The organism is Nesterenkonia cremea, from assembly GCF_014642675.1.
GTDB classification, from domain to species: Bacteria; Actinomycetota; Actinomycetes; order Actinomycetales; family Micrococcaceae; genus Nesterenkonia; species Nesterenkonia cremea.
In genome coordinates this window covers 156,645-178,496 of sequence record NZ_BMIS01000007.1, presented here as the reverse complement: position 1 = coordinate 178,496, position 21,852 = coordinate 156,645, and the positions used below count along the sequence as shown (strand labels likewise).

Genomic DNA, 21,852 nt, shown 5'->3' with positions numbered 1-21,852 from the left:
AGGTAGGTGTAGCCGCCGATCTTGTGGCCCTGCTTCTTCGCGGCGCTCTTCGACCGGCTGGCGGCGCGAGCGGCCTCGGAGTCTCGGCCGTGGGCGAACCAGCCACCGCCCTCGGGGATCCGGCCGGCCTTCTTCACATCCAGGTGCACCATCGCCCCAGGTGCGGTGGCGGTGATCGTGCCGGGCTGCCGGTTGGACTCACCGCCCGGGTCGAGGTGGCGGCGCTTATTGATGCCCAGGTGCTTGAACCAGCGGCCCACGGTGCGTGGGTGGATGCCGAAGCCGTGCTCGTGCTCAAGCTCGACGGCGATGAGGGAGGCCGCCCACTTATGCTCCCGGCGCCAGGTCTCGATCAGCTCCACCACCCAGTCCGGGGTGGTATCCGGCGATGCCTGCGGCCGCGACGAGCGATCGTGGAGGCCGTCCTCGCCATGGTGCTGGTAGCGCTTGTGCCATTTCGACAGGCAGGCTCTCGAGACTCCGGCTTCAGCCGCGACATGGGCCAGGGGACGGCCGTTTTGGATACGGCGGATGAGGCGGAGTCGACCTTCAGGGGTCAGTGGCGCGTTATCGTGGGACATCGAGGAGCAGGTTCTCTTTCGCTGATGACGGTTGTTTCGCGATTACCCATCATGCCGCGAGAGGGCCTGCTCCTCTTCTTCGCTCATCCCATCGGTGCTGTAAACAACGTCAAGCCCCGCAACAGCTAGTGGTTTGGATGTACCCAACACCTTGACCCGCGACCAATTGCTGAGTGAACTGGAAAGAAGGGCTGAACTGGTAGAACTGCTCATATTCAGGGTTGCCGAATACCGCCAGGCTACTCGTATGCGCAGTACTCCAAGTGCCCAGGCCCGCGATAAAGGGGTTGCACTCTACGTTCCGCGCAGTGATGCTGCCCTCAGCCGGGATTTCTATATCGAACCCACGCTCTTCCAGCAAACTCATGGCCTCAAGTTCGTCCAGACCCTCAGCCTCATCTGCCTCAAGAATTTGCTGTGCTTCGACTAACTCTTCGGGCTCAAGGCCCAGTGGCAATGACCCATCTTCCCGAGCGACGATAAGCAACTCGTCCTCATCTACGGGACCTGTGGATAAAAAGTCGGCCTCTTCTCCTGGCGGCGGCGTATCCTCTTCCGGATAGACCGCGACGTAGCCATCTCCGTGCTCAATGTCATGAACCTCTGCTTCTGGCACTTATTGCTCCGAGCTACTTTCCGCGCCCGTGTTGGAATTTGCCGACGCAGCTGTGGAACTGGCAAGGAGAGCGACGATTCCCACAGAGCTGAGACCCTTCTTAGGCGTAAACAACCTACTCACCTGCAATCTCAATTCATATCTTCCGTTACTTATATTTCACGGCCTCATGCTGGTGTGACCCCTAATTTTAGGTCCACCGGTTATGAGAGTTGCGCTAGTGCCCGGGCCTCCGGGCAGGAAAACTGGTGTGACTATGACAAGCAAGAGACGACGCCATAGCGCGGAACAGATCATTCGGAAGCTCCAAGACGCCGAAAAACTTCAGGCCCAAGGCCAGGACGTCGCCGCTATCGCCCGCGAACTCGGCGTCACCGAGGCCACCTACTACCGGTGGAAGAACCAGTACGGCGGGCTCAAGGCCGAGGATGCCAAACGGCTCAAGGAGCTGGAGAAACAGAACGACCGGCTCAAGAAGCTCTTAGCAGAGGCCGAGCTGGAGAAGGCGGCGTTGAAGGAGCTGGCGCAGGGAAACTTCTAAGCCCGGACCGTCGCCGCGCTGGGGTCCATCACCTGATGCAGAAGATGGGTCTCTCCGAGCGGAAGGCCACGGTGTTGGTCGGGCTTTCTCGTTCTGCGTTCCGCCGCCGGCTCACCGGTGAGTCCACCGCTGAGGCTGATGCCGGCCTGCGGGGGTGGCTTCGGGCCTACGCGAAGGCCCATCCGCGGTGGGGCTATCGGCGGGCTTACCATGATGCACGGGCCGAGGGCTGGGAGATCAACCATAAGAAGGTCCAACGTCTCTGGCGCGAAGAGGGCTTACGGGTGCCGGTGAAACGTCGTCGCAAACGCATCGGATCCTCCACTGCGGAAGCCCCCTCGGCTGGGGCACCGAACACAGTGTGGGTGGAATCAGCCTAGTTCATTCCCACTGAGCCGTCTCCGGATCGATTCCGGCGGCACGGGCATTGGCGTCGATAATCTCCTTCAACCAGTCACCCAAGCCTGTCGCCAGCCGTTCGTAGTACTCGTTGAGCTCTCCTCCGGCTGCGTAGTTCCGAGCGATACAGGCCTGCATGGAATGCGTACAGTCGAAATGCTCCGACATCAGCATTCTGTGCCGTTCGGCCAGTGCATTGGCCGCTTCGTCTCCCACCGCAATGGGTTCCTGGAACGCCTCCACCAGCTCCGATTCAAACTGCTCGGTCCGATTCACCAGCCCTGCCCATTGCTCAGCATCGCGCTGCGCTGAACGCTCGGCATACTGGGCCCACTGGGCCGAATTGCCCCAACGCTGCCGGGCCTGACGGGACCAATCCGGATCCCAATCCTCCCCAAAGACCGCTAACTGCTCCTCAGATGTGAGAACAACACCTCGTTCATGTGCGGCAATGAGCTTCTCCAGTGCCCCAGACATCTGCTCGAGGCGCTCCATTCGCTCAGCAATCCGGTCACGCTGTTGCCTCAGGGAACTCTCCACACCCTCGCTGCCGGCCTCCAGCAGTCGCCCAATCTCATCCAGCGGCAGATCAAGCTCCCGATAGATCAGCACCCGCTGAAGCCGCAGGAGATCCTCGGCGGTATAAATGCGGTAGCCGACAGCAGAACGCTCCGAAGGACGGACCAGGCCCATCGCATCCCAATGATGGAGGGTGCGCACGGTGACACCGAGCATGGCCGCAGCCTTGCCCACAGTCATCTCGCCGGCGGCCTCGCCGGGCCTCATGCTAGGTCTCACCAGTACTCCAGTCTGCCCCAAGCACCGTCAATTCTTTTCGATGCCGATTTCCTTGAGGTTCTGAGCCTCCTGACTCTCGGGGTCGAAAGGCCGAGCCGCGGTCATCGTCACACGCAGATTCTCTGGGGTCACGACGTCGACCTCTGCAGAATTCCACGGCTTCACGCTCGGCTCAGAAGCACTTTCGGGTAGCAGGCGCTGACAGGAGGCCGCGATCTCCACAAGCTGCTTCTCCACACAGGCGAAGCTGACGACTGCGGTTGAAGCTTGAGCACGAGGTTGACCAGGGACCAGCAGTACATCCTGAAAGGCCCACCGACGCAGATGCACAAACTGGCCCTCGGCTGAGAAGAAGTCGAAGAACCCGAGCCCCTCCGTCCAGAATTGGGTGGAGGCCTCCAGGTCTGCGGTGGGAACCGTGACGAATGCCGGCATTCCGTATATACCGTGGAACAGTTCGGGAGCGGCTGTATCTGAGGTGGGTTGAGGGACCGGGCTGATGCTGAAAGCGGGATATATCTCTGTCATGCAGTTCAGCCTCCACCCTCACGTCACGTCAGGGTCAAGACTTCCAGCAGGAACTACTGCCACAGCCGCAGTTTCTCCGGGTTGCGCATGATCCAGACCTGCTCAATTACCCCATGGACTACGCCACAGGCCACCACCCCACCGACTTCCTCACCCAGGCGGAACAGCGCACCGTGTTCGCCCCCTGTCAGGGTGACAGGTTCGACCTCGGCCTCGGGGAACTTCTGCCGCAGACCCACCAGCATCTTGGCAACGTTTTCGGCGGCGATGACCGGGCGACGCGCAGCGGAGACTACCCCGCCGCCATCGGACCTCAGTTCCACACTGGGGTCCAACAGCCGAGTCAGCTCCGCGATGTCACCGGTGGCGCAGGCCTCCGCAAAGGCTCGAACCAACTGGGCATGCCCGGCTTCCTCAGAACCACGAGTGGCCTTGCCTGCTTGGATCTTCTTCCGGGCCTCGGTTGCCAACTGCCGGCAGGCCCCGGGGGTGCGCAGTACTACCTCTGATGTCTCGGAGAACCCGAGACCGAATGACTCCCGCAGCACGAACACCGCTCGCTCGGCGGGACTTAGCCATTCCAATACCACCATGAGCCCATAGGAGACCTCGGTCTGCAGAACTGCATATGACTCCGGAGAGGAGCCTTCGGCCTCTTCTCCACGACCAGGAATGGGCTCAGGAAGCCATTCGCCCACATAGAGTTCGCGCTTGCGGCGGGCAGACTTCAGCACATCCAGAGCAATCCGACCGGTGGTACGCATCAGCCAGGCCCCGGGTCGGTGAACCGCCGCCCGGTCCTGTACCGGCAGTGCATAGAACCTGCTGATCGCCTCCTGGACCGCATCCTCGGCATCGGCCGCAGTACCCAACATCTGATAGGCCAGACCCAGCAACCGGGGGCGCTCGCCGTCGATCTCGAGAAGCTCGGCAGTCATGCTCCCCATGATCTCACCTGACAATCTGATCGGCTGTCTCGTCGTCTATCTGGGCGCAGACCCCCGCGCAACACTCACAAAACTGAGAGGAGCCTTGAGAATGAAGATCACGGTAGTTGGCGGAACAGGAACAGTCGGCTCGCTGGTAGTCGAAGCGGCCCAAGCTCGCGGCCACGAGGCAATACCGGCATCGCGCAGTACTGGAGTCGATGTCACCACAGGAGAGGGACTCAACGAGGCATTGAGAGGCGCCGACGCTGTAATCGATGTGTCCAGTATGCCCACACTTTCTGTCTCACCCGCTGTGAAGTTCTTCAGCACAGCGGCCAAGAACGTTCTGGCCGCAGCTGAAGCGGCTGAAGTGCCACATGTGGTGCGCCTGTCCATCATTGGTGTGGACCGGAACCCGCATGGTTTCTACGCGGGGCAGTTGGCGATGGAGAAGATCTACAACGACGCCGCCGTGCCGACCACCATTCTGCGTGCGGCACAGTTCCATGAGTTCGCGGCCCAGACACTGCAGCGCTCCACGTTGGGACCGGTTGTTCTGGCCCCACGTGCACGAGTGCAGCCGGTGGCCGGCTGGGAGGTTGCTGAGAAACTGGTCAGCTTGGCCGAGGGGCAGCCTTTGGGGAGGGCTGCGGATCTTGCTGGCCCCCATGAAGAGGACTTGGCCGAGATGGTCCGCGCCTATGCACGCAGTCAGGGGAGCAGGCGGCTGATTCTGCCTGTGCGCCTGCCCGTGCCGATGATGCGGGGAATGGCGGCCGGTCTACAGTTGCCCAGAGAGGGAGCCCAGCTGGGAACTGAGACTTTCGCTGAATGGCTAGGGGTCGTCGGTGATGGGGCCAGCTCCAGCAAGACTGACACCTGAAGAGCACATATGTTCCAGGGCAGACTCCAGGAGTTGTAGGTTTTCCAAGGGTTCGATGGCCGTGACTTGACTCCACCGTATCCGCATGCGTTGGAACAGGACGTTCTCATACGGACGGCCTCCAGGGAGAGTGCCGGTAACCCGCCCATGAAGTGCTACCTGGGTGTTCCAGGGCGGGCCATTGACAAGAATCTGCTGAACCTCGAAGCGGTGGCCGGGCAGCAGCTGGAAGACTCGCTCCCACCATGCGGCGACAGATGCGGCTGTTGTCCGCCGACCGCCGAGCGCGTGCTCGCCGTGAAAGACATACTCGAATTCTGAAGCGAGGCTGTTGAGCATAGGGCTGGTGTCCCCACGGTTGAGGGCTGAAAAGATCGTTCGAATGCGAGAGCGAATGAGCCTTCGGTACATCTGGTCGCTAACCAATGATGAGGCCGAGGCCGCAAGTGACAAGGCCCGCGATCAAAAAGGCTGCCCCGATCCAGAGGAGACTGACCCATCCGTTGGGCTGGGTTCGTCCTGTCCCCAAGGCTGAGAGGAAGAATCCGGCGGGCATGAGGATTGCCGCCATCAATACGCCCACCCTGGACAACCATTCAGCCCAGCCGGTCCAGGATGTCTGTTCTGTGAGCATGAGGCAGATGAGGCCCAGAATGATCAACACCCCGGCATGGGCATGTCCGGCGCGGTAGAAGGATTTCTGGAATTCGGTGGTCTCAACTTTGCCACCTACAACGCGAGTGAGGAACCAGCCGCCGCTGGCGACTGTGGTGGCTGAGAGCAGAACTGCGCCTGCGGTAATACGGGCGGAATCAGCCAACTCAAACATGGCAGCTCCTATGAGCACGAGAGTTTTCTAACACTGTTATGTATAACACTGTTAGAAAACCGTGGCAAGAGTACGATGTAGCGCATGGCACGCCCCAGAACGCATGACGACACCGTCCAGTTGAAACTTCTTGAAGCTGCCTCGGAGTCCATTGCAGCTAGGGGAGTGGAGGGTCTGTCGCTGCGGTCGGTAGCTTCGCAGGCCGGCACGACCACTGCGGCGGTGTACTCACTCTTCGGTAACCGAGATGAATTGATTGATGCGGTAGTGCAGGAGGGTTTCGGCAGGTTTGCTGCTCGATTGGAGACGGTGGAGCAGAGCGATGACGCGCTCGCAGATCTCCTGGCCCTCGGTCTCGCCTACCGGCAGAACGCTTTGGAGGACTCGAATTTCTACAGGGTTATGTTTAGCGCGGCGCCCTATGATCCGGAGAACTCCACGTTCCAGACGCTCACCCATGCAGTGGCCCGCGCCATTGACTGTGAGAGCGAGCAGGCGAGGGTTCACGCCGAACGCGTGTGGGCATACGTGCACGGCTTAGTCTCACTGGAACTGGCGGGGCTCAGGCCCGGAACTGAGCAAGAGCGTGCGGCGGCCTATACAGAGGCGCTGCAGGCCGGAGCAGCAATGCTTCCGCTGTCTTAGACGGTCAAGCAGCGGTTTGGCGCTGCTCACCGGATCTGGCTGGGGCCGGTGGGGGGTAGGTAGCCGTGGGATTTGAGTCTGTGGTGTCGCCGGCATAGTGCCCAGAGGTTGGGCCCTGTGGTGGGGCCGGCTTGTTCGTAGGGGATCTGATGATCGAGATCGGATCGTTCGGCGGGGATGGTGCAGCTGGTGGCTTGGCAGATTCCGTCGCGGAAGATGATCGCATCCCGTAATCGTTCGGGGGCGAAGCGCCCGTTGTAGATCACCGTGAGGATGTCCCGGTCAGCCTTGGTGGCGTTTGTGCGGGTGCCGGCGGTGTACCACTGGTGCTCAGCCTCGGGATCAGCTGCCATCTTTCTGATGTCTGCTGCTGGGATGATGCTGGCCCGGTCAGCGCTGATGGCGGGTTCATCGGATTCCCCGGTCAGTGTTTCTTCGGGGACCATCACACAGATCTTCGCCGAGATGGGTGTGTTGTAGCAGTGGCCATCCCGGAGCCAAGCGCTGAGGAGGTCAGCCTCCCGCTGACGGATGGTCCGGTCGTTCACCTCAACGGTGGCCACTTCCGGGTCGTGGTCCTGGCACCGGGCGTCGTGGTCCACTGGAGTGTACCCGTCGATACCTGCGGCGGCGAGGTGAGGCAGTTCGTCACGATCCCGCGGCTGTGTCCGGTTCATGCCCCGGGCTGCGGCGTTTACTTTCTTCTCGATGGCCTTGGCCTCAATCGTGGGGATGAACAGTTCCACTAGGCTCATTCCGTCGTGACCATGGTGGAAGCTGGCGTAGCGACGTTCTTTGGCTTTCTCGGCGGCCTGGTTGAACAGTTCCACGTNGAGGAGCAGGTTCTCTTTCGCTGATGACGGTTGTTTCGCGATTACCCATCATGCCGCGAGAGGGCCTGCTCCTCTTCTTCGCTCATCCCATCGGTGCTGTAAACAACGTCAAGCCCCGCAACACCTAGCCCTTCAGGGGCCGGGGATGTCTGGGATTCTGGATGAAGAGCGTGAAAAGGAACCGCAGTTCCTTCGAGATATTGAGGAGTATCGACTCATATTCTTGGGGAAAAGCTCTCTGGGTGAGGAGCCTTCGGTGAAAAGGCTTGCCTTTCATTATAAGAACGACTTGCCGATTACATTCCAGCAGTATATAGCTCCTTACGGTGCTGCAACTGTATCGATAACGTTTAGCTATCCGGCTATGGAGGCCCCGCTGTGGCAGCCCAGGATCGAATCGTCAATGGCTGAGGCTGTATGGAGCGGGGAGTAGCAGTGATTGTAGACAAAGTATCTGGGTCCGAGCTTCAGAGCTCGGTCAATGAGTACCTCGATTATCGTACTCAGCCCCGAGTCGCATCAGCTTGGGGTTCGGTTAGAAGTTGCATGGAATTGGAGATTGTCGATGCCAAGGGGTGGCGTTGGGATACAGCGTGTTTTCTAGGACCTAATGGCATCCTTAGTGCTCAGATGGTTGATTGGAACGCAGCCGGGGAGTCGTCATATCTGATTTCCCAGCAGAGGGGTTCGGCTCTTTGGAAGTTGATTTATGACAGGGCGGGATTGTGCAGTATTCCCACAGTTTCCTGGCCGCTTCCGCATGGCCTGTCAGATCTGCTCCGTGTGGCGCGCAAGGCTCGAGACTTCAGGCAAGAACCTGAATCGTTCTTGCGAGTTATTGAGGACATTCGTGAAGAGCTGGCCTTTATTGGAGTGGAGTGTGATGAGGGGTTGATTCGTCTTTGCACTCTGTCATTTAATTGGGAAAGCCGCGATGGGTGGATGGAGTCCGAGGTGTCGTGGCTTGATGCAGGGGTAGCCTGTGTTCTGTCTTCAGCGAGCGGGTCAACGCTGGAGGTTTTGGAGGCCCGTGGTGCGGAGGATGCGTCGGCCGTATGGCTGGAGATATCGCGTTGTGTACCCCATCCGGTTGACATAGTGGCTTGGTCGCAAGGGAAACCGTAATATACTGGATCACATGAGGTCTGTAGCTATCAGGTGTGAATCTGTTGAAAGGAATCGTCCTGGAGTTATTTAGGATTAAAGATAGAAAAGGCTTCTCCCTGGGTCTCGTTTCTATCGCAGTTATAATATTGCTGTCTTCCATCGTGGCCATCGGTGGCAGGGATGAAGTTCTGTTGCGAAGTGACCTGAGCATCCCGGAGCGGTCCTTCTATACATTCATGCCCTACTTTCTGCCGTTTGGCGTGCTGATGACGCTGTTGACTGTTTACGATTTCGCCTTTCCTCGCGTGTTAAAGATCACTCTAGATGGAGTGCGGAGTCGCTTCTGGAAGCTCTCGTGGTCCGAGATCACAGATATACGCGTAATCGGCCAGGCGGGCCGCAGCAAGAGCCAGGGGCAGCCGATGGTTGTACTTGACGTAATTCCGCAGGCCCATTCGAGAGAGAAATGGAAGAACATGCGGGACTCGCTGCGGGTTTGGGCTTTGTATATCCCGATCATCCCTGCGCCGAAGTACGAGATTCGGTTGCAGACCACGCTTCGTGTGGGCGGAGAAGATTTGGCCGCGTATCTCAGGGATTGCCGTGTTCGGGCTACGCAGGGGCTTCCTCTCATTCCGCCGATGGGCTGAGGCTATGGTGGAGGGGCTTCAGGCGACTGCCCTGGTGGCCGAAGAGAGTACGACGATCTTTTGACGGGCCAGGCCTCGTTGGGGGCTGATGCAGGAACGGGTGACAGGTGGGGTTTCCTTGTCAGGCCGCTAGAGTCAGGGCCTGGGCCAGTAGTTTCTCCTCGAACTTGACCGGGGTCAATTTCCCGAGTTCCTTCTGCTTCCTTCTTCGGTGATAAGTCCTCTCGATCCACCGGACTATAGAGGTCCGAAGCTCCTCGCGGGTGGCCCAGGGCTTCGCGTCGAGGACGTTGTTCTGCAGCAGGCTGAAGAAGCTCTCCATCGCGGCATTGTCTCCGGCCGCGCCAACTCTGCCCATCGAGCCGACCAGGCTGTGATGTTCCAGAGCCCGGAGGAATTTCTTTGCTCGAAATTGAGATCCGCGGTCGCTGTGGACGATGCATCCGGCCACCTCAGCACCCGTCCGGCGGCGGTTGGCGATCGCGTTATTGAGCGCATGTACGGCCAATGACGCCTTCATCCGGGTATCGATGGAGTAGCCGATGATCCGCCGGGAGCAGGCGTCCTTGATCGCACACAGGTAGAGCTTGCCCTCACCGGTGTGATGCTCGGTGATATCGGTGAACCACACTTCGTTGACTTTCTTCACGGTGCTGAACTGCCGCTGCACCAGGTCATCGTGGACAGGCGGACCGGGGCGGGTGCCCTTGCCCTTCTTGCGTCTGCTGATCACCGAGAACACCCCCTGGGAGCGGCAGAGCCGCCACGCGGTCCGANGAGCCGGTGAGCCTCTTCCCACTCGGCCTCGGTGATGGGATTGGCCAGCCACTGGTAGTAGGGCTGACGGGCGATCTTCAGCACCCGGCACGTCACCGCCACAGGGATTCCCCAGGCGGCCAGATCGCATACGAGCGGGTACTTCATTTTGACCGGATCTGAGCCTGCCCGAAGTAGGCAGCGGCCCGTCGCATGACCTCCAGCTCTTGCTCGAGGACTTTGATTCTGCGGTTCGCTGCCCGCAGCTGCGCCTTCTCATCACTGGTGGCACCGGGCTTGCGATCAGTGGTGTTGCCGGCGTCGAGGTCGGCTTGGCGCAGCCACTTGTTCAAAGTGCCTTCATGGATCCCGAAGTCCGAGGCGATCTGGGAGATCGTGGTGTTCTCATCCCGGTTCTGAGCAAGCCGGACAATATCGTCGCGGAACTCTCGGGGATAGGGCTTAGGCATGATGACAATCCTTCCAGGCCAACCACCGGCTAGCCAGATCAGTTGTCACCTATCCCTGCATCAGCCCCTCCTGTCCTGCTGGCCGACGACAGTGTGCCATGTTCACACGACTTCGCCCAGGAGCGCAGAGACTATGACCACAGAACCAGAGATCAGGTCGGGATACGTCGTGATTGGCGTCGATACCCACAAACACATCCACGTCGCCGCGGTCATGGACTCCGTCGCCGGCATCATGGCAACCCTCACGATTGCCACCTACACTCGTGGATTCAACCAGTTGCTGAACTGGGCAGAGTCCTTCGGGAAGATTATCGTCCTCGGCATCGAAGGCACCGGCTCCTACGGGGCCACTCTGAGCTCGTACCTGCGTCGGAAAGGGCACAAGGTCGTAGAGGCTGGCAGGCCAGACCGGCTCCTATTTCCAAGCGCACGGAGAGCTGCACTGCCTTGTTCTTGACGTGAACTCAGAGATCGACGTCGCTGGCGCCGACGTCGAGTCGATATGGAATGACTTGCGGGAGCTCTGGTATATCGATTCATCGGATGAGCTGGCGATCGACGTCGCGTTCGTGGCACATGGAGAAGCCGTGCTTGAGATGGCACGTCTCTACTCCGTGCTGAGAAATCACGACGTAGCTATGTCTCTGCGTCCCAGTCACCCCTGCATCGGTTTAACCACACAGCAGGAGTTGGAAGAGGCCGAAAATCCTTTCCGAGGTGAGCGCTGATGGTCTGGTGCTTGGGGTCTCAGAGCGGCCCGTTCCTCACTGATCTCAGGGTCCCGTGGAGCGCCCCCGATCATGCTGGTGAGTTCAGCGCTGGTGCTGGCGGGGTGTGCCGAATCCGATGATCCGGAGGAACAGTTTCCATCCGGGTACGGGTATGAGTCGCAGGAGGGGTCTCTGGTGTGATTCGCTGACAGGCGAGCAGCTTCGTGCCCTCAGCGGGGAGCGGACCGCGCTCCTGCAGGATGCGCAGCCGCTGTGGTGGGATAGAGGCATGACTGAGCCCTACACTCTGCTGACCGTCTGCACCGGCAACATCTGCCGCTCGCCGGCGATGGAGCGCCTGCTCGCCCACCACCTGGACGAGGAGGGCATCCGCGTCCACTCCGGCGGCACCTACGCCCACGACGGTGAAGACATGCAACCACCTATGAGGGAGCGGGTCTCCGACTATGGGGCCGACGCACGGAACTTCGTGGCCGATCAGCTCACCCCGCAGATGGTGCGGGACTCGGACCTCATCCTGACCGCCACCCGCGTCCACGTGGAGGACATCCTGGCCGATGTCCCCGAGGCGGAGGACCGCACCTTCACCGTCCGCGAGGTCGGCCGGCTGTTAAGCAGCGTGGACACCGATCAGATCACTGAGGCCGTGGGGCAGGGCGCCACTGTGGCGGACCGCCTGGCGGCCCTGGTGCCGCTGGTGGCCCAGCAGCGCAGCGGTGCGGCATCCGCCGGCAGCGAGGACGACGTGGTGGATCCCTATATGCTCCCCTCCGACGTCTACGACGAGTCCTTCCGTCAGCTGCGCGAGCCCATCGAGGCGCTGGTGGAGGCCGTCCGCCCCTCCTGACCTCGGAGCCCAACCCGGTGGGCTCAGCCCTCGGACTTCTTTCCGCGGGCCAGGCGGTCGGCCCGCTCCTCCCAGAATCCGGCATTGCGGATCTGGAGCAGGCGTGGATCGAACTGCGGGTCCTTGCCCGCCTTGACCTGCGCCCGGTAGTCGCTGAGCGCTTTGAACGCCGGCTGCTGGATGATCAGGATGCCCACGATGTTCAGCCAGGCCATGATGCCCACTCCGATGTCGCCGATGGACCAGGCCCTGCCCTCAGCACCCATGGCGCCGTAGAAGACGATCAGCAGGATGGAGACCTGCAGGATGGCCAGCAGCGCCCGCTGTGTGCTGGTGCTCTGCACCCGGCGCATCGCGTAGGTCAGGTTGGTCTCGGCCATGTAGTAGTAATAGACCAGCGTGGAGAAGGCGAAGAAGGTCAGCGCGATGGCCACGAAGGCCGCGCCGGCTGCGCCGAAGACGGTGCCCAGGGCGAACTGGGTGTACTCCGCACCGGCCTCTGCGCCCTCTGCCGGCAGTCCGCCGCCCTCACCGACGAGGTTCTCATCGCCGTCGAAGACCTGGAACATGCCGGTGGAGAGGATCAGGAAGGCTGTGGCCGAGCAGACGATCAGCGTGTCGATGTAGACGGCGAAGGCCTGCACCACGCCCTGCTTGGCGGGGTGGGAGACCTCAGTGGCCGCAGCTGCATGCGGGCCGGTTCCCTGACCGGCCTCATTGGAGTAGATGCCGCGGCGCACGCCCTGGTCGATGGCCGCACCCAGGATGCCGCCGAAGACGGCGTGGGCGCCGAAGGCCGATTCGAAGATCAGCTGCAGCATGGCCGGGACCTCGGAGAGGTTGGCCAGCAGCACGATCAGCGCGATGATGATGTAGCCGACGGCCATGAACGGCACCACCACCGAGGTGAAGTGGGCGATGCGCTTCACGCCGCCGATGATGATGACACCCAGCACTAGGGCCAGCACGACGCCGATCATCCACCGGTCCAGCACCGGGAAGGCTGAGGTCAGTGCCCCAGACATGGTGTCGGTCTGAATGCCGGGCAGGAAGATGCCCAGAGCGATCACCGAGACCACCGCGAAGATCCAGGCATAGATCTTCATCGGCACGGCGGCGCGGGTGTGCTGGTAGGCCTTCTCGAAGTAGAAGGCCGGACCGCCGCGGTACTCACCGGTGCGCGGGTCCCGCTCCTTGAAGATCTGGCCCAGAGTGGACTCCACGAAGGAGGTCGCGGCACCCAGCAGGGCCACCACCCACATCCAGAACACGGCGCCGGGGCCGCCGGAGGCGATGGCCACGGCCACACCGGCGATGTTGCCGGCGCCGACACGTCCGGACAGCGACATGGTCAGCGCCTGGAAGGAGGAGATCCCGTCCTTCGAGCTGCTGCCCTCGCGCAGGTTCCTGATCATGTTCGGGACCTGGCCGAACTGCACCAGCTTGGCTCGGATGGTGAAGAAGAGGCCGGCCAAGAGGCACAGCCACACCAGCCATGGGCTCCAGACCACGCCGTCGGCCCATTCCAGAATTGCGTCCATAGAAGATTCCCCTCGTCGGGACCGCTTGTGCGGCGGATCACAGTAGAGCTGAGGATTGAAGGTTAGCACCGGTTCTGTTGTATGGACATTTCCTGCCGGTCTCTGTCTGAGCTGCAGACGCTTCCGGCCGCAGCGATGGATATGGCTAGGCTGAAGAGCGTGGAATCCTCCTCCCATCCCAACTCTGCCCGGCCCGGCCGTCCGCCGAAGTTCTACGCCTGGGAGGTCGCCATCGTGCTGGCGCTCTCCCTGGGGCGCAGCGCCATCTATGCGGTGCTGAACCTGGCCGAGCGGCTGACCCGCGAGCCGCTGGGGGAGCAGTCCGCCACCGTCCAGTCCAGCCAGTCCCGCCATGAGGCCTTCGACTTCACCTATCAGCTGCTGGACAACCTCTTCGCCCTGGCACCGGTGGCGCTGGTGCTCTATCTCTTCTTCCTCCACGGAGGAAACCCCTTCCGCCGCTGGGGTCTGGACTTCAGGCGACCGGGCCGGGACTGGGTGCTCGGCGTCGGGCTGTTTGTGCTGATCGGGGCGGGCACGCTGGTGATCTACGGGATCGGCCGGGCTTCCGGGGCCACAGTGGAGCTGATCCCGGCGGATGTGGGCGAGCATTGGTGGACCACGCCGATGCTGCTGCTGACCGCGCTGCGGCATTCGCTGCTGGAGGAGATCATCATGGTCGCCTACCTCTTCGACCGGGCCCGCCGGATCTGGCCGGCGCTGCAGGTCTCCACCGTGCGGCCGCCGCTGAGCCACCGCGGACTCTGGGTGCTGGTGCTCGTCAGTGCGGTGCTGCGCGGGGCCTATCACCTGTACCAGGGCTTCGGCCCCGGCGTCGGGAACTTCCTGATGGGCGTGATCTTCGGCTGGCTGTATCTGCGCTATGGCCGGGTGATGCCGCTGCTGATCGCCCACTTCCTGTTGGATGTGGTGGGCTTCCTGGCCTTCCCGCTGCTGGTGGCGGCCGTGGGCATCAGCTGACCCTTCTCTGACCTGCGAGAGTCCCTCCGGGAGAGCTTTCTGCCGTGTTGGTGAAAATGGGTCGCAGAATCAGCAATGTTCCGCGGCATGAGGTCCGCACTGATCACAGCGGCCCACGCCCGCTGGCTGCCGCGGGGGGGTGGGGCAGGGACGCGAACCGTTGGCCGCCGGGCTGCGTGCCGTGGCAGGCAATCGGATCTTCCTGCTGGTGGCCCTGGGCTACAGCACCTATCTGCTGGCCTATAACCAGCTCTACTTCCTGATGCCCGATGTCCTGGGCGAGCAAGTGGGCCCGGACCGCGCCGCTCAGGCGGTGGCCGTGCTGATGACCGGTGCCTCAGTGCTCATCGCCGCAGGTCAGATGCTCTGGGTGCGGCTGGTGGGGCGGCTGCCGCTGTCCGCAGTCTTCGGTCTGGGCTTCGGACTCATGGCCGCCGGTGCGCTCACTGCCGCTCTGCTGAGCGGAGGATCAGAGCATGCGTGGCCGGGCATGGAACGTCCCTGGTGGGCTGGCCCAGCGGCCTTCGTGCTGCTGCTGACCCTGGGGCAGATGACCGTGACCCCGCATGCGCCCATCGCCGCGGCCTCGCTCTCGGGGGAGCGGCACCTGGGTGCGCATCTGGGGGCCCTGGCCTCAGCCGGAGGCATGGCGGCCATGGCCGGAACGCCGATGTTGGGTCTGCTCTCAGACGTCTTCGGCGCTGGTGCCGCCTGGGCCGGGCTGGGCGGGGTCTCCCTGCTCAGCGCGGCGGGGCTGGCCCTGCTGCTGCGCGATCCTGCCGGGACTCAGTCCGCCAGCGTGGGCCCATAGCGCGCCGTGCAGAACTCCTGCAGCCGTTGTGCCATGGCGTGCAGGGCATCGGCTGCGTGGTGATCGGCTCGCCAGGCGGCCGAGAGGTTGATCCGCAGCGGCTTCTGCTCGTGGAGGATCTGCAGCGGGATCAGGTCGAAATGCGGATCATCGGAGACCACCGCGACGCCGCGCCCGGCCGCGGCCATGGCCTGGGCCAGCCGTCCATGGGTCACCTCCAGCAGCTCCGCCGGGCGCAGCTCCGCCAGGCTGAGGGCGGCGTCGAGCAGCTGGCGGGATTTGAACTCACGGGTGGCCGCCACCACCGGATGGGCGCAGAGCTCCTCCATGGTGAGCTGCCTGCTGTCGGCGAGCGGGTGGTCGGAGGGGATGTAGGCCCAGACCGGCAGTGAGGCCAGAGGGCGGGAGGTGATGTGCTCGGCTGGGCTGGCGTCGGGGCTCTCTGCGGAGCCTGCCGGATGACCCTGTCCCGCCGGATGCGGGGAGATGATCAGGTCATAGTCCCCGGAGGCGGGGTGCAGCTCGGGCTCCACGGCGGTCTCGGATACCTCGGGCACGGGGTCAGCAGGGGTGAAGGTGGCGATGAACGGGGCCACGATGTCGATCAGCGTGGTCCGCGGGGCGGCGATGGCGAGTCGGCGCAGGCGGCCGGCGGCCAGAGTCTCGGCGATCTGTTCGGCGTCGTGATGCTTCTGGAGCACCTGGTGGGCCACGCTGAGGAACTCGCGCCCCTCTGAGGTCAGGACCAGCCGTACCCCGGAGCGCTGGAAGAGCTTCAGCCCCAGGTGCTGCTCCAGCAGGCGCAGCTGCCGGGAGAGCGAGGGTTGGGTGATGTGCAGCGTGGCGGCGGCTCCGGAGACGGTTCCCTCCTCGGCCACAGCGGCGAAATAGCGCAGCAGACGTGTTTCCATGCCTCAGAAGCATACTTTCTATGGATAACAGGCATTGGACGGCATAGCTGGGCACGGGGCATGCTCACTGCAGAACTGTCCGTCTCTTCTCATAGGGGATCGCATGTCCGTCGAAGCACCCGCCCCCGCTGCGCTGCCGCAGTCCCGCCATCTGGCCACTGAGCTGCCAGGCCCCAAGGCCCAGGAGCTGCTGACTCGGCAGCAGGCCGTGGTCCCCTCCGGAGTGGCCTCGCTGATGCCCACCTTCGCGGTGCGGGCCGACGGCGGGATCGTCGAGGATGTGGACGGCAACCGGCTGATCGATCTCGGCTCAGGGATCGCGGTGACCTCAGTGGGCGCCTCCGCTGAGAGGGTGCTCACCGGCGTCCAGGAGCAGATCCGGCAGTTCACCCACACCTGCTTCATGGTCACTCCCTATGAGGGATACGTAGCTGTTGCGGAGAGGCTGGCCGAGCTGACTCCGGTGCCGGGACCGGCGCGGACTGCGCTCTTCAATTCGGGCGCCGAGGCGGTGGAGAATGCGGTGAAGGTGGCCCGCACCTACACCGGGAAGACGGCTGTGGCGGCCTTCGACCACGCCTACCACGGGCGCACCACGCTGACCATGGGTCTGACGGCGAAGTCGGTGCCCTATAAGCGCGGCTTCGGACCCTTCGCCCCGGAGATCTACCGGGTCTCCGGCTCCTATCCCTTCCGCGACGGGCTCTCCGGGGATGAGGCGGCCGACCGCGCCATCGACCAGCTGGAGAAGCAGATCGGCGCCGATGCCCTGGCGGCCGTGATCATGGAGCCCATCCAGGGGGAGGGCGGCTTCATCGTCCCCGCGCGCGGCTTCCTGAAGCGCATCACGCAGTGGTGCCGGGAGAACGGCGTGGTCTTCATCGCTGATGAGATCCAGACCGGCTTCGCCCGGACCGGGCAATGGTTCGCCTCCGAGCATGAGGGAATTGAGCCGGACATCATCACCACGGCCAAGGGCATCGCCGGCGGTATGCCGCTGTCCGCAGTGACCGGCCGCGCTGAGATCATGGACGCCGCCCACCCGGGTGGCCTGGGCGGCACCTATGGCGGCAACCCGGTTGCCTGCGCTGCGGCGCTGGGCTCCATCCAGACGATGGCCGAGGAGCGGCTGGCTGAGCGCGCCGTGGAGCTGGAGCGCCTGGCCGTGGAGCACCTGGAGGCCGCCCAGCAGCAGGACCCGCGGATCGGGGAGATGCGCGGCCGCGGCGCCATGCTCGCCTTCGAGTTGGTGGATCCGGAGACCAAAGCCCCCGACGCCGCCCTCACCGCTGCCGCGGCCGCTGCGGCGCGCGCTCAGGGTGTCATCACTCTGACCTGCGGAACCTATGGCAACGTCATCCGTCTGCTGCCGCCGCTGACCATCAGCGACGAGCTGTTCACCGAGGGTCTGACCATCATCACTGAGGCACTGAAGGAGGCCTGATCATGGCGAAGTTCGCTGTCACCGACCCGGCCACCTCTGCCGTGGTCGGAACTGTGGAAGATCTCTCCCCGGAGCAGGCTGCGGCTCAGGTGGGTGCCGCACAGGCGGCCTTCGAGCAGTGGCGTGAGGCCTCGCCGCGGCACCGGGCCGAGGTGCTGATGCGCGCCTATGAGGGAATGCATGCTCAGAAGGAGCGGCTGCGGGATCTGATCGTCGCGGAGAACGGGAAGTCTCAGGTCGATGCCGCCGCTGAGGTGAACTATGCCGCGGAGTTCTTCCGCTGGTATGCGGAGGAGGCTGTGCGTCCCGCCGGCGACTACGCTCCGGCCCCGGCTGGCGGAGTGCGCAATGTGGTGACCCGGCATCCGGTGGGGGTGGCGGTGCTGATCACCCCGTGGAACTTCCCGGCTGCCATGGCCACCCGCAAGATCGGGCCCGCTCTGGCGGCCGGCTGCGCGGTGCTGCTGAAGCCTGCTGCGGAGACGCCGCTGACAGCACTGGCCGTGGCGGAGATCCTGTCCGAGGCAGGGGCGCCGGAGGGTCTGGTGCAGATCGCCACCACCACCGATTCCGGCGGAGTGGTCTCCGCCTGGCTGGCCGATGAGCGGGTGCGCAAGCTCTCCTTCACCGGCTCCACCCGGGTGGGTCGGATCCTGCTGGGCCAGTGCGCCGAGCGGGTGGTGAACACCTCCATGGAGCTGGGCGGCAATGCGCCGTTCATCGTGACCGAGGATGCAGACCTCGACGCCGCCGTGGCCGGTGCGATGGTGGCCAAGTTCCGCAACGGGGGGCAGGCCTGCACGGCCGCCAACCGCTTCTATGTCCATGAGGCGGTGGCCGAGGAGTTCACCGCGAAGTTCGGTGTGGCCATCGAGGCGCTCAATGTGGGCGACGCCGCCGAGGGTGCGGAGATCGGTCCGGTGATCTCTGCGCAGGCGGCCGTCGGCATCCGCGAACTGATCGACGGCGCTGTGGCCGAGGGTGCTGAGGTCGCCCATCGGGCCGAGCTGCCCCAGGGGTTGGCCGAGACCTTCGTGGCCCCGCAGCTGCTCACCGGGGTTCCGGGTGAGGCGGCGATCCTGCGCGAGGAGATCTTCGGGCCGGTGGCGCCGGTGGTGACCTGGAACGAGGAGCAGGAGGTCATCGCGCAGGCCAACGCTGCCGAGGTGGGCCTGGCCTCCTATGTCTATGCCGGGGGCCTGAAGCGGGCCATGCGGATCGGCGAACGGCTGGAGGCCGGCATGGTCGGCATCAATCGAGGCATCGTCTCCGATCCCTCGGCGCCCTTCGGCGGGGTGAAGCAGGCCGGCATCGGCCGCGAGGGCGGCAGCTTCGGGATGGAGGAGTTCACCGAGCCGCAGTACCTGGCGGTGGATTGGAGCTGAGGCAGGAGAGGGGAACAGATCGGCTCGTGCCGGCGGTCCCTGAAGACCTGCGCCCTCATTCCGTAAGATTGTTGAACAATCCTGTCATCTGCGGCATGCTGGTCGAAAAGCAGCGGCTACGGAAGGCAGGATGACATGACTGGCCAGCGCAGCATCGACCTCAACAGCGACGTCGGAGAGTCCTTCGGCAACTGGCGGCTTCCGGACGAAGACATGCTCGGGGTCGTCTCCAGCGCCAACATCGCCTGTGGCTTCCACGCCGGCGACCCCAAGACCATCCTCTCCAGCGTGCGTACCGCCGCCGCCGAGGGCGTGGCAGTGGGCGCCCACATCGGCTACCGCGACCTGGCCGGATTCGGCCGCCGCTTCATCGACTACGACCCGGCCGAGCTTGTCGCTGACGTCCTCTATCAGCTGGCCGCCCTGGACGGCCTGGCCCGCACCGCCGGCACCCGCATCAGCTACGTGAAGCCCCATGGCGGCATGTACAACACCATCGTCACCCATGAGGTGCAGGCCCGCGCGGTCATCGACGCCATCGCCGAGTTCGACGAGACCCTCCCGGTCCTGCTGCTGCCCGGCGGCTACGCCCTGGACTATGCCCGTGAGCAGGGGCTGCGCGGTGTGGCTGAGGCCTTCGCGGACCGCAGCTACAACCCCGACGGCACCCTGGTCTCCCGCCGCGAGCCCGACGCCGTCCTCCACGAGACCTCCGAGGTCGTGGAGAACATGCTCCGCCTGGCCGAAGAGGGTGCGCTGATCGCCCGCGACGGCACTCGGATCGAGACTGAGGCCGAGTCCATCTGCACCCACGGCGACACCGCCGGAGCAGTCCAGATGGCCCGCTCCGTCCGGGAGGCCCTGGAGGGCGCCGGCGTCGAGATCCGCAGCTTCACCGCCGCATGAGCGCGGCACCGGAGCAGACGGGCACGCTGATCCGCGGGCTGCGCGAGGCCGGCCCGCGGTCCCTGCTGCTGGAGTTCGCCACCCTCGACGATGTCCTCGCCTGCCACCAGCAGCTCACCGGCACTCCCTTGGAGGGTCAGGTCGACGCCGTGGCCGCAGCCCGGACCATTCTGCTGCGCTTCACCTCCCGCACTGCGGTCCGTGCCGCCCGCGAGTCCCTGGCTGTCCTGGAGATCGGTGAGTTCTCCGCCGGTGACGCCCGCCAGGTGGAGCTGGAGGTGGTCTACGACGGTGAGGATCTGCCCGAGCTCGCCGAGACCCTCGGCATGAGCGTGGAGGCCCTGATCTCCTGGCACACCGGTCAGAGCTGGACAGGCGCCTTCGGCGGATTCGCCCCCGGCTTCACCTACTGCGTGCCTCAGGGGGAGCAGGCCCAGGCTCTCGCCGTGCCCCGGCGCAGCACCCCACGCACCGCAGTCCCTGAGAGCTCTGTGGCCCTGGCCGGAGAGTTCTCCGCGGTCTACCCGCGCGTCTCCCCGGGCGGCTGGCAGCTGATCGGCCGCTCCCCGCAGGTCATGTGGGACCTCTCCCGCGCCGAGCAGGACGCGCAGTCCGCAGCGGCAGGCGAGCAGCCGGCGTCGCCCGCGCTGGTCAGCCCTGGAGACACGGTCCGCTACCGGGCCGTCTCGCCCGAGGCCATCCAGGTGCGCGAACCCGCCGGTGAGTCATCCGCTGCCGCTGCGCAGGCTGATGAGCAGCCCGGCGATCTGACCGTCCTCAGCCCCGGCCTGCAGAGCCTCCTCCAGGACTTCGGCCGCAGCGGACTCAGTGATCTGGGCGTCTCCCGGGCCGGCATCGCCGATGAGGCCGCCGCCCTGCAGGCCAACCGACTGGTGGGCAACACCGCCGAGTCACCTGTGCTCGAGGTGCTTCATGCCGGTCTGCAGCTGCGGGCTGAACGGGACCTGGTCCTCGCCGCCTCCGGCGCCGAGCCGGAGCTCGCCATCTCTCCCGACGCCGAGAGCTCGGGATCCGAAGGCTCCATACCAGACAGCTCCGCTTCCGCGCGCACCGCACCGCTGCGCGCTCCCTTCCTGCTCGCGGCAGGGGAGACGCTCTCGGTGGGCGCCCCGCACCGCGGGATGCGCACTGTGTTGGCCGTGCGCGGCGGCTTCCTGGCCGAGCCCGTGCTGGGCAGCGTCTCCGCGGACACTATGTCCGGACTGGGCCCCGCCCCGCTGCAGACCGGACAGTCTCTGCGCGTGGGCCGCGAGCCCCGCCGGCCGGTGGGTGCCCCGGAGCCTGCCGCGGAGATCCCCGACGCCGGCCCGGTGACTCTGCGCTTCACCTACGGTCCGCGCGAGGACTGGTTCAGCGCCACAGAGGCCCGCCGGCTCACCGAGCAGGACTGGCTGGTCACCCAGGATTCCGATCGGATCGGCATCCGCCTGGATGTGGACCCTTCAGACCCGCAGGCCCGCGCGCTGGAGCGTTCCGCCGGGGGAGAGCTGCCCAGCGAAGGCGTGGTCCGCGGCTCCCTGCAGATGCCCCCGGCCGGCAAGCCGGTGCTCTTCCTCAATGATCACCCGGTCACCGGCGGCTACCCGGTGATCGGCGTCGTGATCGATCAGGACCTGCCGCGGGCCGCCCAGCTGGCCCCCGGGCAGAGCATCCGTCTGACCGCCGTCGACCCTGACACACTCCAACCCCTGACCTGAGAGGCTCCC

23 protein-coding genes and 2 pseudogenes are annotated in these 21,852 nt (G+C 64.2%); 14 read left to right on the top strand and 11 right to left on the bottom strand.

Going from position 1 to position 21,852, the window contains the following annotated elements:
• A partial coding sequence (locus IEW85_RS09425) for a helix-turn-helix domain-containing protein (protein WP_188685010.1) occupies positions 1–581 on the bottom strand: 581 nt, incomplete at its 3' end.
• Between the two features lie 109 nt (positions 582–690).
• Positions 691–1,197 (bottom strand): hypothetical protein, encoded by a 507-nt coding sequence (locus IEW85_RS09420; protein ID WP_188685008.1) that lies wholly within the window; start codon positions 1,195–1,197, stop codon positions 691–693.
• 256 nt (positions 1,198–1,453) lie between these two features.
• Between IEW85_RS09420 and IEW85_RS09415 the strand changes: the two are divergent.
• Positions 1,454–2,103, top strand: a pseudogene (locus IEW85_RS09415) (transposase); the annotation flags it as partial.
• 16 nt (positions 2,104–2,119) lie between these two features.
• Here IEW85_RS09415 and IEW85_RS09410 read toward each other — a convergent pair.
• The 3 genes from IEW85_RS09410 to IEW85_RS09400 all read right to left on the bottom strand — a co-directional run bounded on the left by IEW85_RS09410 (position 2,120) and on the right by IEW85_RS09400 (position 4,401).
• A complete protein-coding gene (locus IEW85_RS09410) occupies positions 2,120–2,896 on the bottom strand; it encodes a MerR family transcriptional regulator (protein WP_229658932.1) in 777 nt (258 codons plus the stop codon).
• A gap of 66 nt (positions 2,897–2,962) precedes the next feature.
• Positions 2,963–3,463, bottom strand: a complete 501-nt coding sequence (locus IEW85_RS09405; protein WP_188685003.1) for a VOC family protein — start codon at positions 3,461–3,463, stop codon at positions 2,963–2,965.
• A gap of 53 nt (positions 3,464–3,516) precedes the next feature.
• Positions 3,517–4,401, bottom strand: a complete 885-nt coding sequence (locus IEW85_RS09400; protein WP_188685002.1) for a sigma factor — start codon at positions 4,399–4,401, stop codon at positions 3,517–3,519.
• Between the two features lie 7 nt (positions 4,402–4,408).
• Between IEW85_RS09400 and IEW85_RS09395 the strand changes: the two genes are divergently transcribed.
• Positions 4,409–5,275, top strand: a complete 867-nt coding sequence (locus IEW85_RS09395) for an SDR family oxidoreductase (protein ID WP_308420879.1) — start codon at positions 4,409–4,411, stop codon at positions 5,273–5,275.
• Here IEW85_RS09395 and IEW85_RS09390 read toward each other — a convergent pair.
• Together IEW85_RS09390 and IEW85_RS09385 are read right to left on the bottom strand one after the other, a co-directional pair.
• Positions 5,228–5,686, bottom strand: a complete 459-nt coding sequence (locus IEW85_RS09390; protein WP_188685000.1) for a nuclear transport factor 2 family protein — start codon at positions 5,684–5,686, stop codon at positions 5,228–5,230. The two genes, IEW85_RS09395 and IEW85_RS09390, sit on opposite strands and share 48 nt — an antisense overlap.
• A 7-nt stretch (positions 5,687–5,693) precedes the next feature.
• Positions 5,694–6,104 (bottom strand): hypothetical protein, encoded by a 411-nt coding sequence (locus tag IEW85_RS09385; RefSeq protein ID WP_188684999.1) that lies wholly within the window; start codon positions 6,102–6,104, stop codon positions 5,694–5,696.
• 84 nt (positions 6,105–6,188) lie between these two features.
• Here IEW85_RS09385 and IEW85_RS09380 point away from each other — a divergent pair, with 84 nt between their 5' ends.
• The gene (locus IEW85_RS09380) at positions 6,189–6,749 is read left to right on the top strand and encodes a TetR/AcrR family transcriptional regulator (RefSeq protein WP_188684998.1); all 561 of its coding nucleotides are present in this window, start codon (positions 6,189–6,191) and stop codon (positions 6,747–6,749) included.
• Between the two features lie 26 nt (positions 6,750–6,775).
• Here IEW85_RS09380 and IEW85_RS09375 read toward each other — a convergent pair whose 3' ends face one another.
• Positions 6,776–7,579, bottom strand: coding sequence for an HNH endonuclease (locus IEW85_RS09375; RefSeq protein ID WP_188684997.1), 804 nt, complete (start codon positions 7,577–7,579; stop codon positions 6,776–6,778).
• A gap of 148 nt (positions 7,580–7,727) precedes the next feature.
• On the opposite strand from IEW85_RS09375, the gene IEW85_RS09370 reads away from it, so the two are divergent.
• Both IEW85_RS09370 and IEW85_RS09365 read left to right on the top strand, forming a co-directional pair.
• Complete coding sequence (locus IEW85_RS09370; RefSeq protein ID WP_188684996.1) at positions 7,728–8,015, top strand: hypothetical protein; 288 nt, start codon at positions 7,728–7,730, stop codon at positions 8,013–8,015.
• Positions 8,016–8,742: 727 nt separating this feature from the next.
• Positions 8,743–9,339, top strand: coding sequence for a hypothetical protein (locus IEW85_RS09365; RefSeq protein ID WP_188684995.1), 597 nt, complete (start codon positions 8,743–8,745; stop codon positions 9,337–9,339).
• Positions 9,340–9,460: 121 nt separating this feature from the next.
• Here IEW85_RS09365 and IEW85_RS09360 read toward each other — a convergent pair.
• A pseudogene (locus IEW85_RS09360) lies at positions 9,461–10,565 on the bottom strand (IS3 family transposase).
• Between the two features lie 133 nt (positions 10,566–10,698).
• Between IEW85_RS09360 and IEW85_RS09355 the strand changes: the two are divergent.
• From IEW85_RS09355 to IEW85_RS09345, 3 genes are all read left to right on the top strand, one after another.
• Positions 10,699–11,025: an IS110 family transposase gene (locus IEW85_RS09355; protein ID WP_229658930.1), complete on the top strand. Its 327-nt coding sequence runs from the start codon at positions 10,699–10,701 to the stop codon at positions 11,023–11,025.
• A 1-nt stretch (position 11,026) separates the two neighbouring features.
• The gene (locus IEW85_RS09350; protein WP_188684994.1) at positions 11,027–11,296 is read left to right on the top strand and encodes a hypothetical protein; all 270 of its coding nucleotides are present in this window, start codon (positions 11,027–11,029) and stop codon (positions 11,294–11,296) included.
• A 271-nt stretch (positions 11,297–11,567) separates the two neighbouring features.
• The gene (locus IEW85_RS09345; RefSeq protein WP_188684992.1) at positions 11,568–12,146 is read left to right on the top strand and encodes an arsenate reductase/protein-tyrosine-phosphatase family protein; all 579 of its coding nucleotides are present in this window, start codon (positions 11,568–11,570) and stop codon (positions 12,144–12,146) included.
• Positions 12,147–12,169: 23 nt separating this feature from the next.
• Here IEW85_RS09345 and IEW85_RS09340 read toward each other — a convergent pair whose 3' ends face one another.
• Positions 12,170–13,687: an alanine/glycine:cation symporter family protein gene (locus IEW85_RS09340; RefSeq protein WP_188684990.1), complete on the bottom strand. Its 1,518-nt coding sequence runs from the start codon at positions 13,685–13,687 to the stop codon at positions 12,170–12,172.
• A 159-nt stretch (positions 13,688–13,846) separates the two neighbouring features.
• Here IEW85_RS09340 and IEW85_RS09335 point away from each other — a divergent pair, with 159 nt between their 5' ends.
• Together IEW85_RS09335 and IEW85_RS09330 are read left to right on the top strand one after the other, a co-directional pair.
• Complete coding sequence (locus IEW85_RS09335) at positions 13,847–14,668, top strand: CPBP family intramembrane glutamic endopeptidase (protein ID WP_229658929.1); 822 nt, start codon at positions 13,847–13,849, stop codon at positions 14,666–14,668.
• A gap of 139 nt (positions 14,669–14,807) precedes the next feature.
• Positions 14,808–15,479 (top strand): MFS transporter, encoded by a 672-nt coding sequence (locus IEW85_RS09330; protein ID WP_188684986.1) that lies wholly within the window; start codon positions 14,808–14,810, stop codon positions 15,477–15,479.
• Here IEW85_RS09330 and IEW85_RS09325 read toward each other — a convergent pair.
• Entirely contained in the window at positions 15,455–16,390 is a 936-nt protein-coding gene (locus IEW85_RS09325) for a LysR family transcriptional regulator (RefSeq protein ID WP_188684984.1), read from the bottom strand. The genes IEW85_RS09330 and IEW85_RS09325 overlap by 25 nt on opposite strands.
• A 103-nt stretch (positions 16,391–16,493) precedes the next feature.
• Between IEW85_RS09325 and gabT the strand changes: the two genes are divergently transcribed.
• The 4 genes from gabT to IEW85_RS09305 all read left to right on the top strand — a co-directional run bounded on the left by gabT (position 16,494) and on the right by IEW85_RS09305 (position 21,843).
• Positions 16,494–17,834: a 4-aminobutyrate--2-oxoglutarate transaminase gene (gene gabT, locus IEW85_RS09320; RefSeq protein ID WP_188684982.1), complete on the top strand. Its 1,341-nt coding sequence runs from the start codon at positions 16,494–16,496 to the stop codon at positions 17,832–17,834.
• A 2-nt stretch (positions 17,835–17,836) separates the two neighbouring features.
• The gene (locus tag IEW85_RS09315; protein ID WP_188684980.1) at positions 17,837–19,219 is read left to right on the top strand and encodes an NAD-dependent succinate-semialdehyde dehydrogenase; all 1,383 of its coding nucleotides are present in this window, start codon (positions 17,837–17,839) and stop codon (positions 19,217–19,219) included.
• Positions 19,220–19,354: 135 nt separating this feature from the next.
• Positions 19,355–20,125 (top strand): LamB/YcsF family protein, encoded by a 771-nt coding sequence (locus tag IEW85_RS09310; RefSeq protein WP_188684978.1) that lies wholly within the window; start codon positions 19,355–19,357, stop codon positions 20,123–20,125.
• A complete protein-coding gene (locus tag IEW85_RS09305) occupies positions 20,122–21,843 on the top strand; it encodes a 5-oxoprolinase subunit B/C family protein (protein WP_188684976.1) in 1,722 nt (573 codons plus the stop codon). Before IEW85_RS09310 ends, IEW85_RS09305 begins: the two co-directional genes overlap by 4 nt.
• Positions 21,844–21,852: the final 9 nt, after the last annotated feature.

Coding starts and splice junctions, on each gene's coding strand:
- IEW85_RS09340 (WP_188684990.1), bottom strand. CDS start 13,687: ATGGACGCAATTCTGGAATGGGCCGACGGCGTGGTCTGGAGCCCATGG.
- IEW85_RS09410 (WP_229658932.1), bottom strand. CDS start 2,896: ATGACTGTGGGCAAGGCTGCGGCCATGCTCGGTGTCACCGTGCGCACC.
- IEW85_RS09355 (WP_229658930.1), top strand. CDS start 10,699: ATGACCACAGAACCAGAGATCAGGTCGGGATACGTCGTGATTGGCGTC.
- IEW85_RS09345 (WP_188684992.1), top strand. CDS start 11,568: ATGACTGAGCCCTACACTCTGCTGACCGTCTGCACCGGCAACATCTGC.
- IEW85_RS09400 (WP_188685002.1), bottom strand. CDS start 4,401: ATGACTGCCGAGCTTCTCGAGATCGACGGCGAGCGCCCCCGGTTGCTG.
- IEW85_RS09380 (WP_188684998.1), top strand. CDS start 6,189: ATGGCACGCCCCAGAACGCATGACGACACCGTCCAGTTGAAACTTCTT.
- IEW85_RS09315 (WP_188684980.1), top strand. CDS start 17,837: ATGGCGAAGTTCGCTGTCACCGACCCGGCCACCTCTGCCGTGGTCGGA.
- IEW85_RS09370 (WP_188684996.1), top strand. CDS start 7,728: ATGTCTGGGATTCTGGATGAAGAGCGTGAAAAGGAACCGCAGTTCCTT.
- IEW85_RS09395 (WP_308420879.1), top strand. CDS start 4,409: ATGATCTCACCTGACAATCTGATCGGCTGTCTCGTCGTCTATCTGGGC.
- IEW85_RS09310 (WP_188684978.1), top strand. CDS start 19,355: ATGACTGGCCAGCGCAGCATCGACCTCAACAGCGACGTCGGAGAGTCC.
- IEW85_RS09385 (WP_188684999.1), bottom strand. CDS start 6,104: ATGTTTGAGTTGGCTGATTCCGCCCGTATTACCGCAGGCGCAGTTCTG.
- IEW85_RS09405 (WP_188685003.1), bottom strand. CDS start 3,463: ATGACAGAGATATATCCCGCTTTCAGCATCAGCCCGGTCCCTCAACCC.
- gabT (WP_188684982.1), top strand. CDS start 16,494: ATGTCCGTCGAAGCACCCGCCCCCGCTGCGCTGCCGCAGTCCCGCCAT.
- IEW85_RS09390 (WP_188685000.1), bottom strand. CDS start 5,686: ATGTACCGAAGGCTCATTCGCTCTCGCATTCGAACGATCTTTTCAGCC.
- IEW85_RS09305 (WP_188684976.1), top strand. CDS start 20,122: ATGAGCGCGGCACCGGAGCAGACGGGCACGCTGATCCGCGGGCTGCGC.
- IEW85_RS09325 (WP_188684984.1), bottom strand. CDS start 16,390: ATGGAAACACGTCTGCTGCGCTATTTCGCCGCTGTGGCCGAGGAGGGA.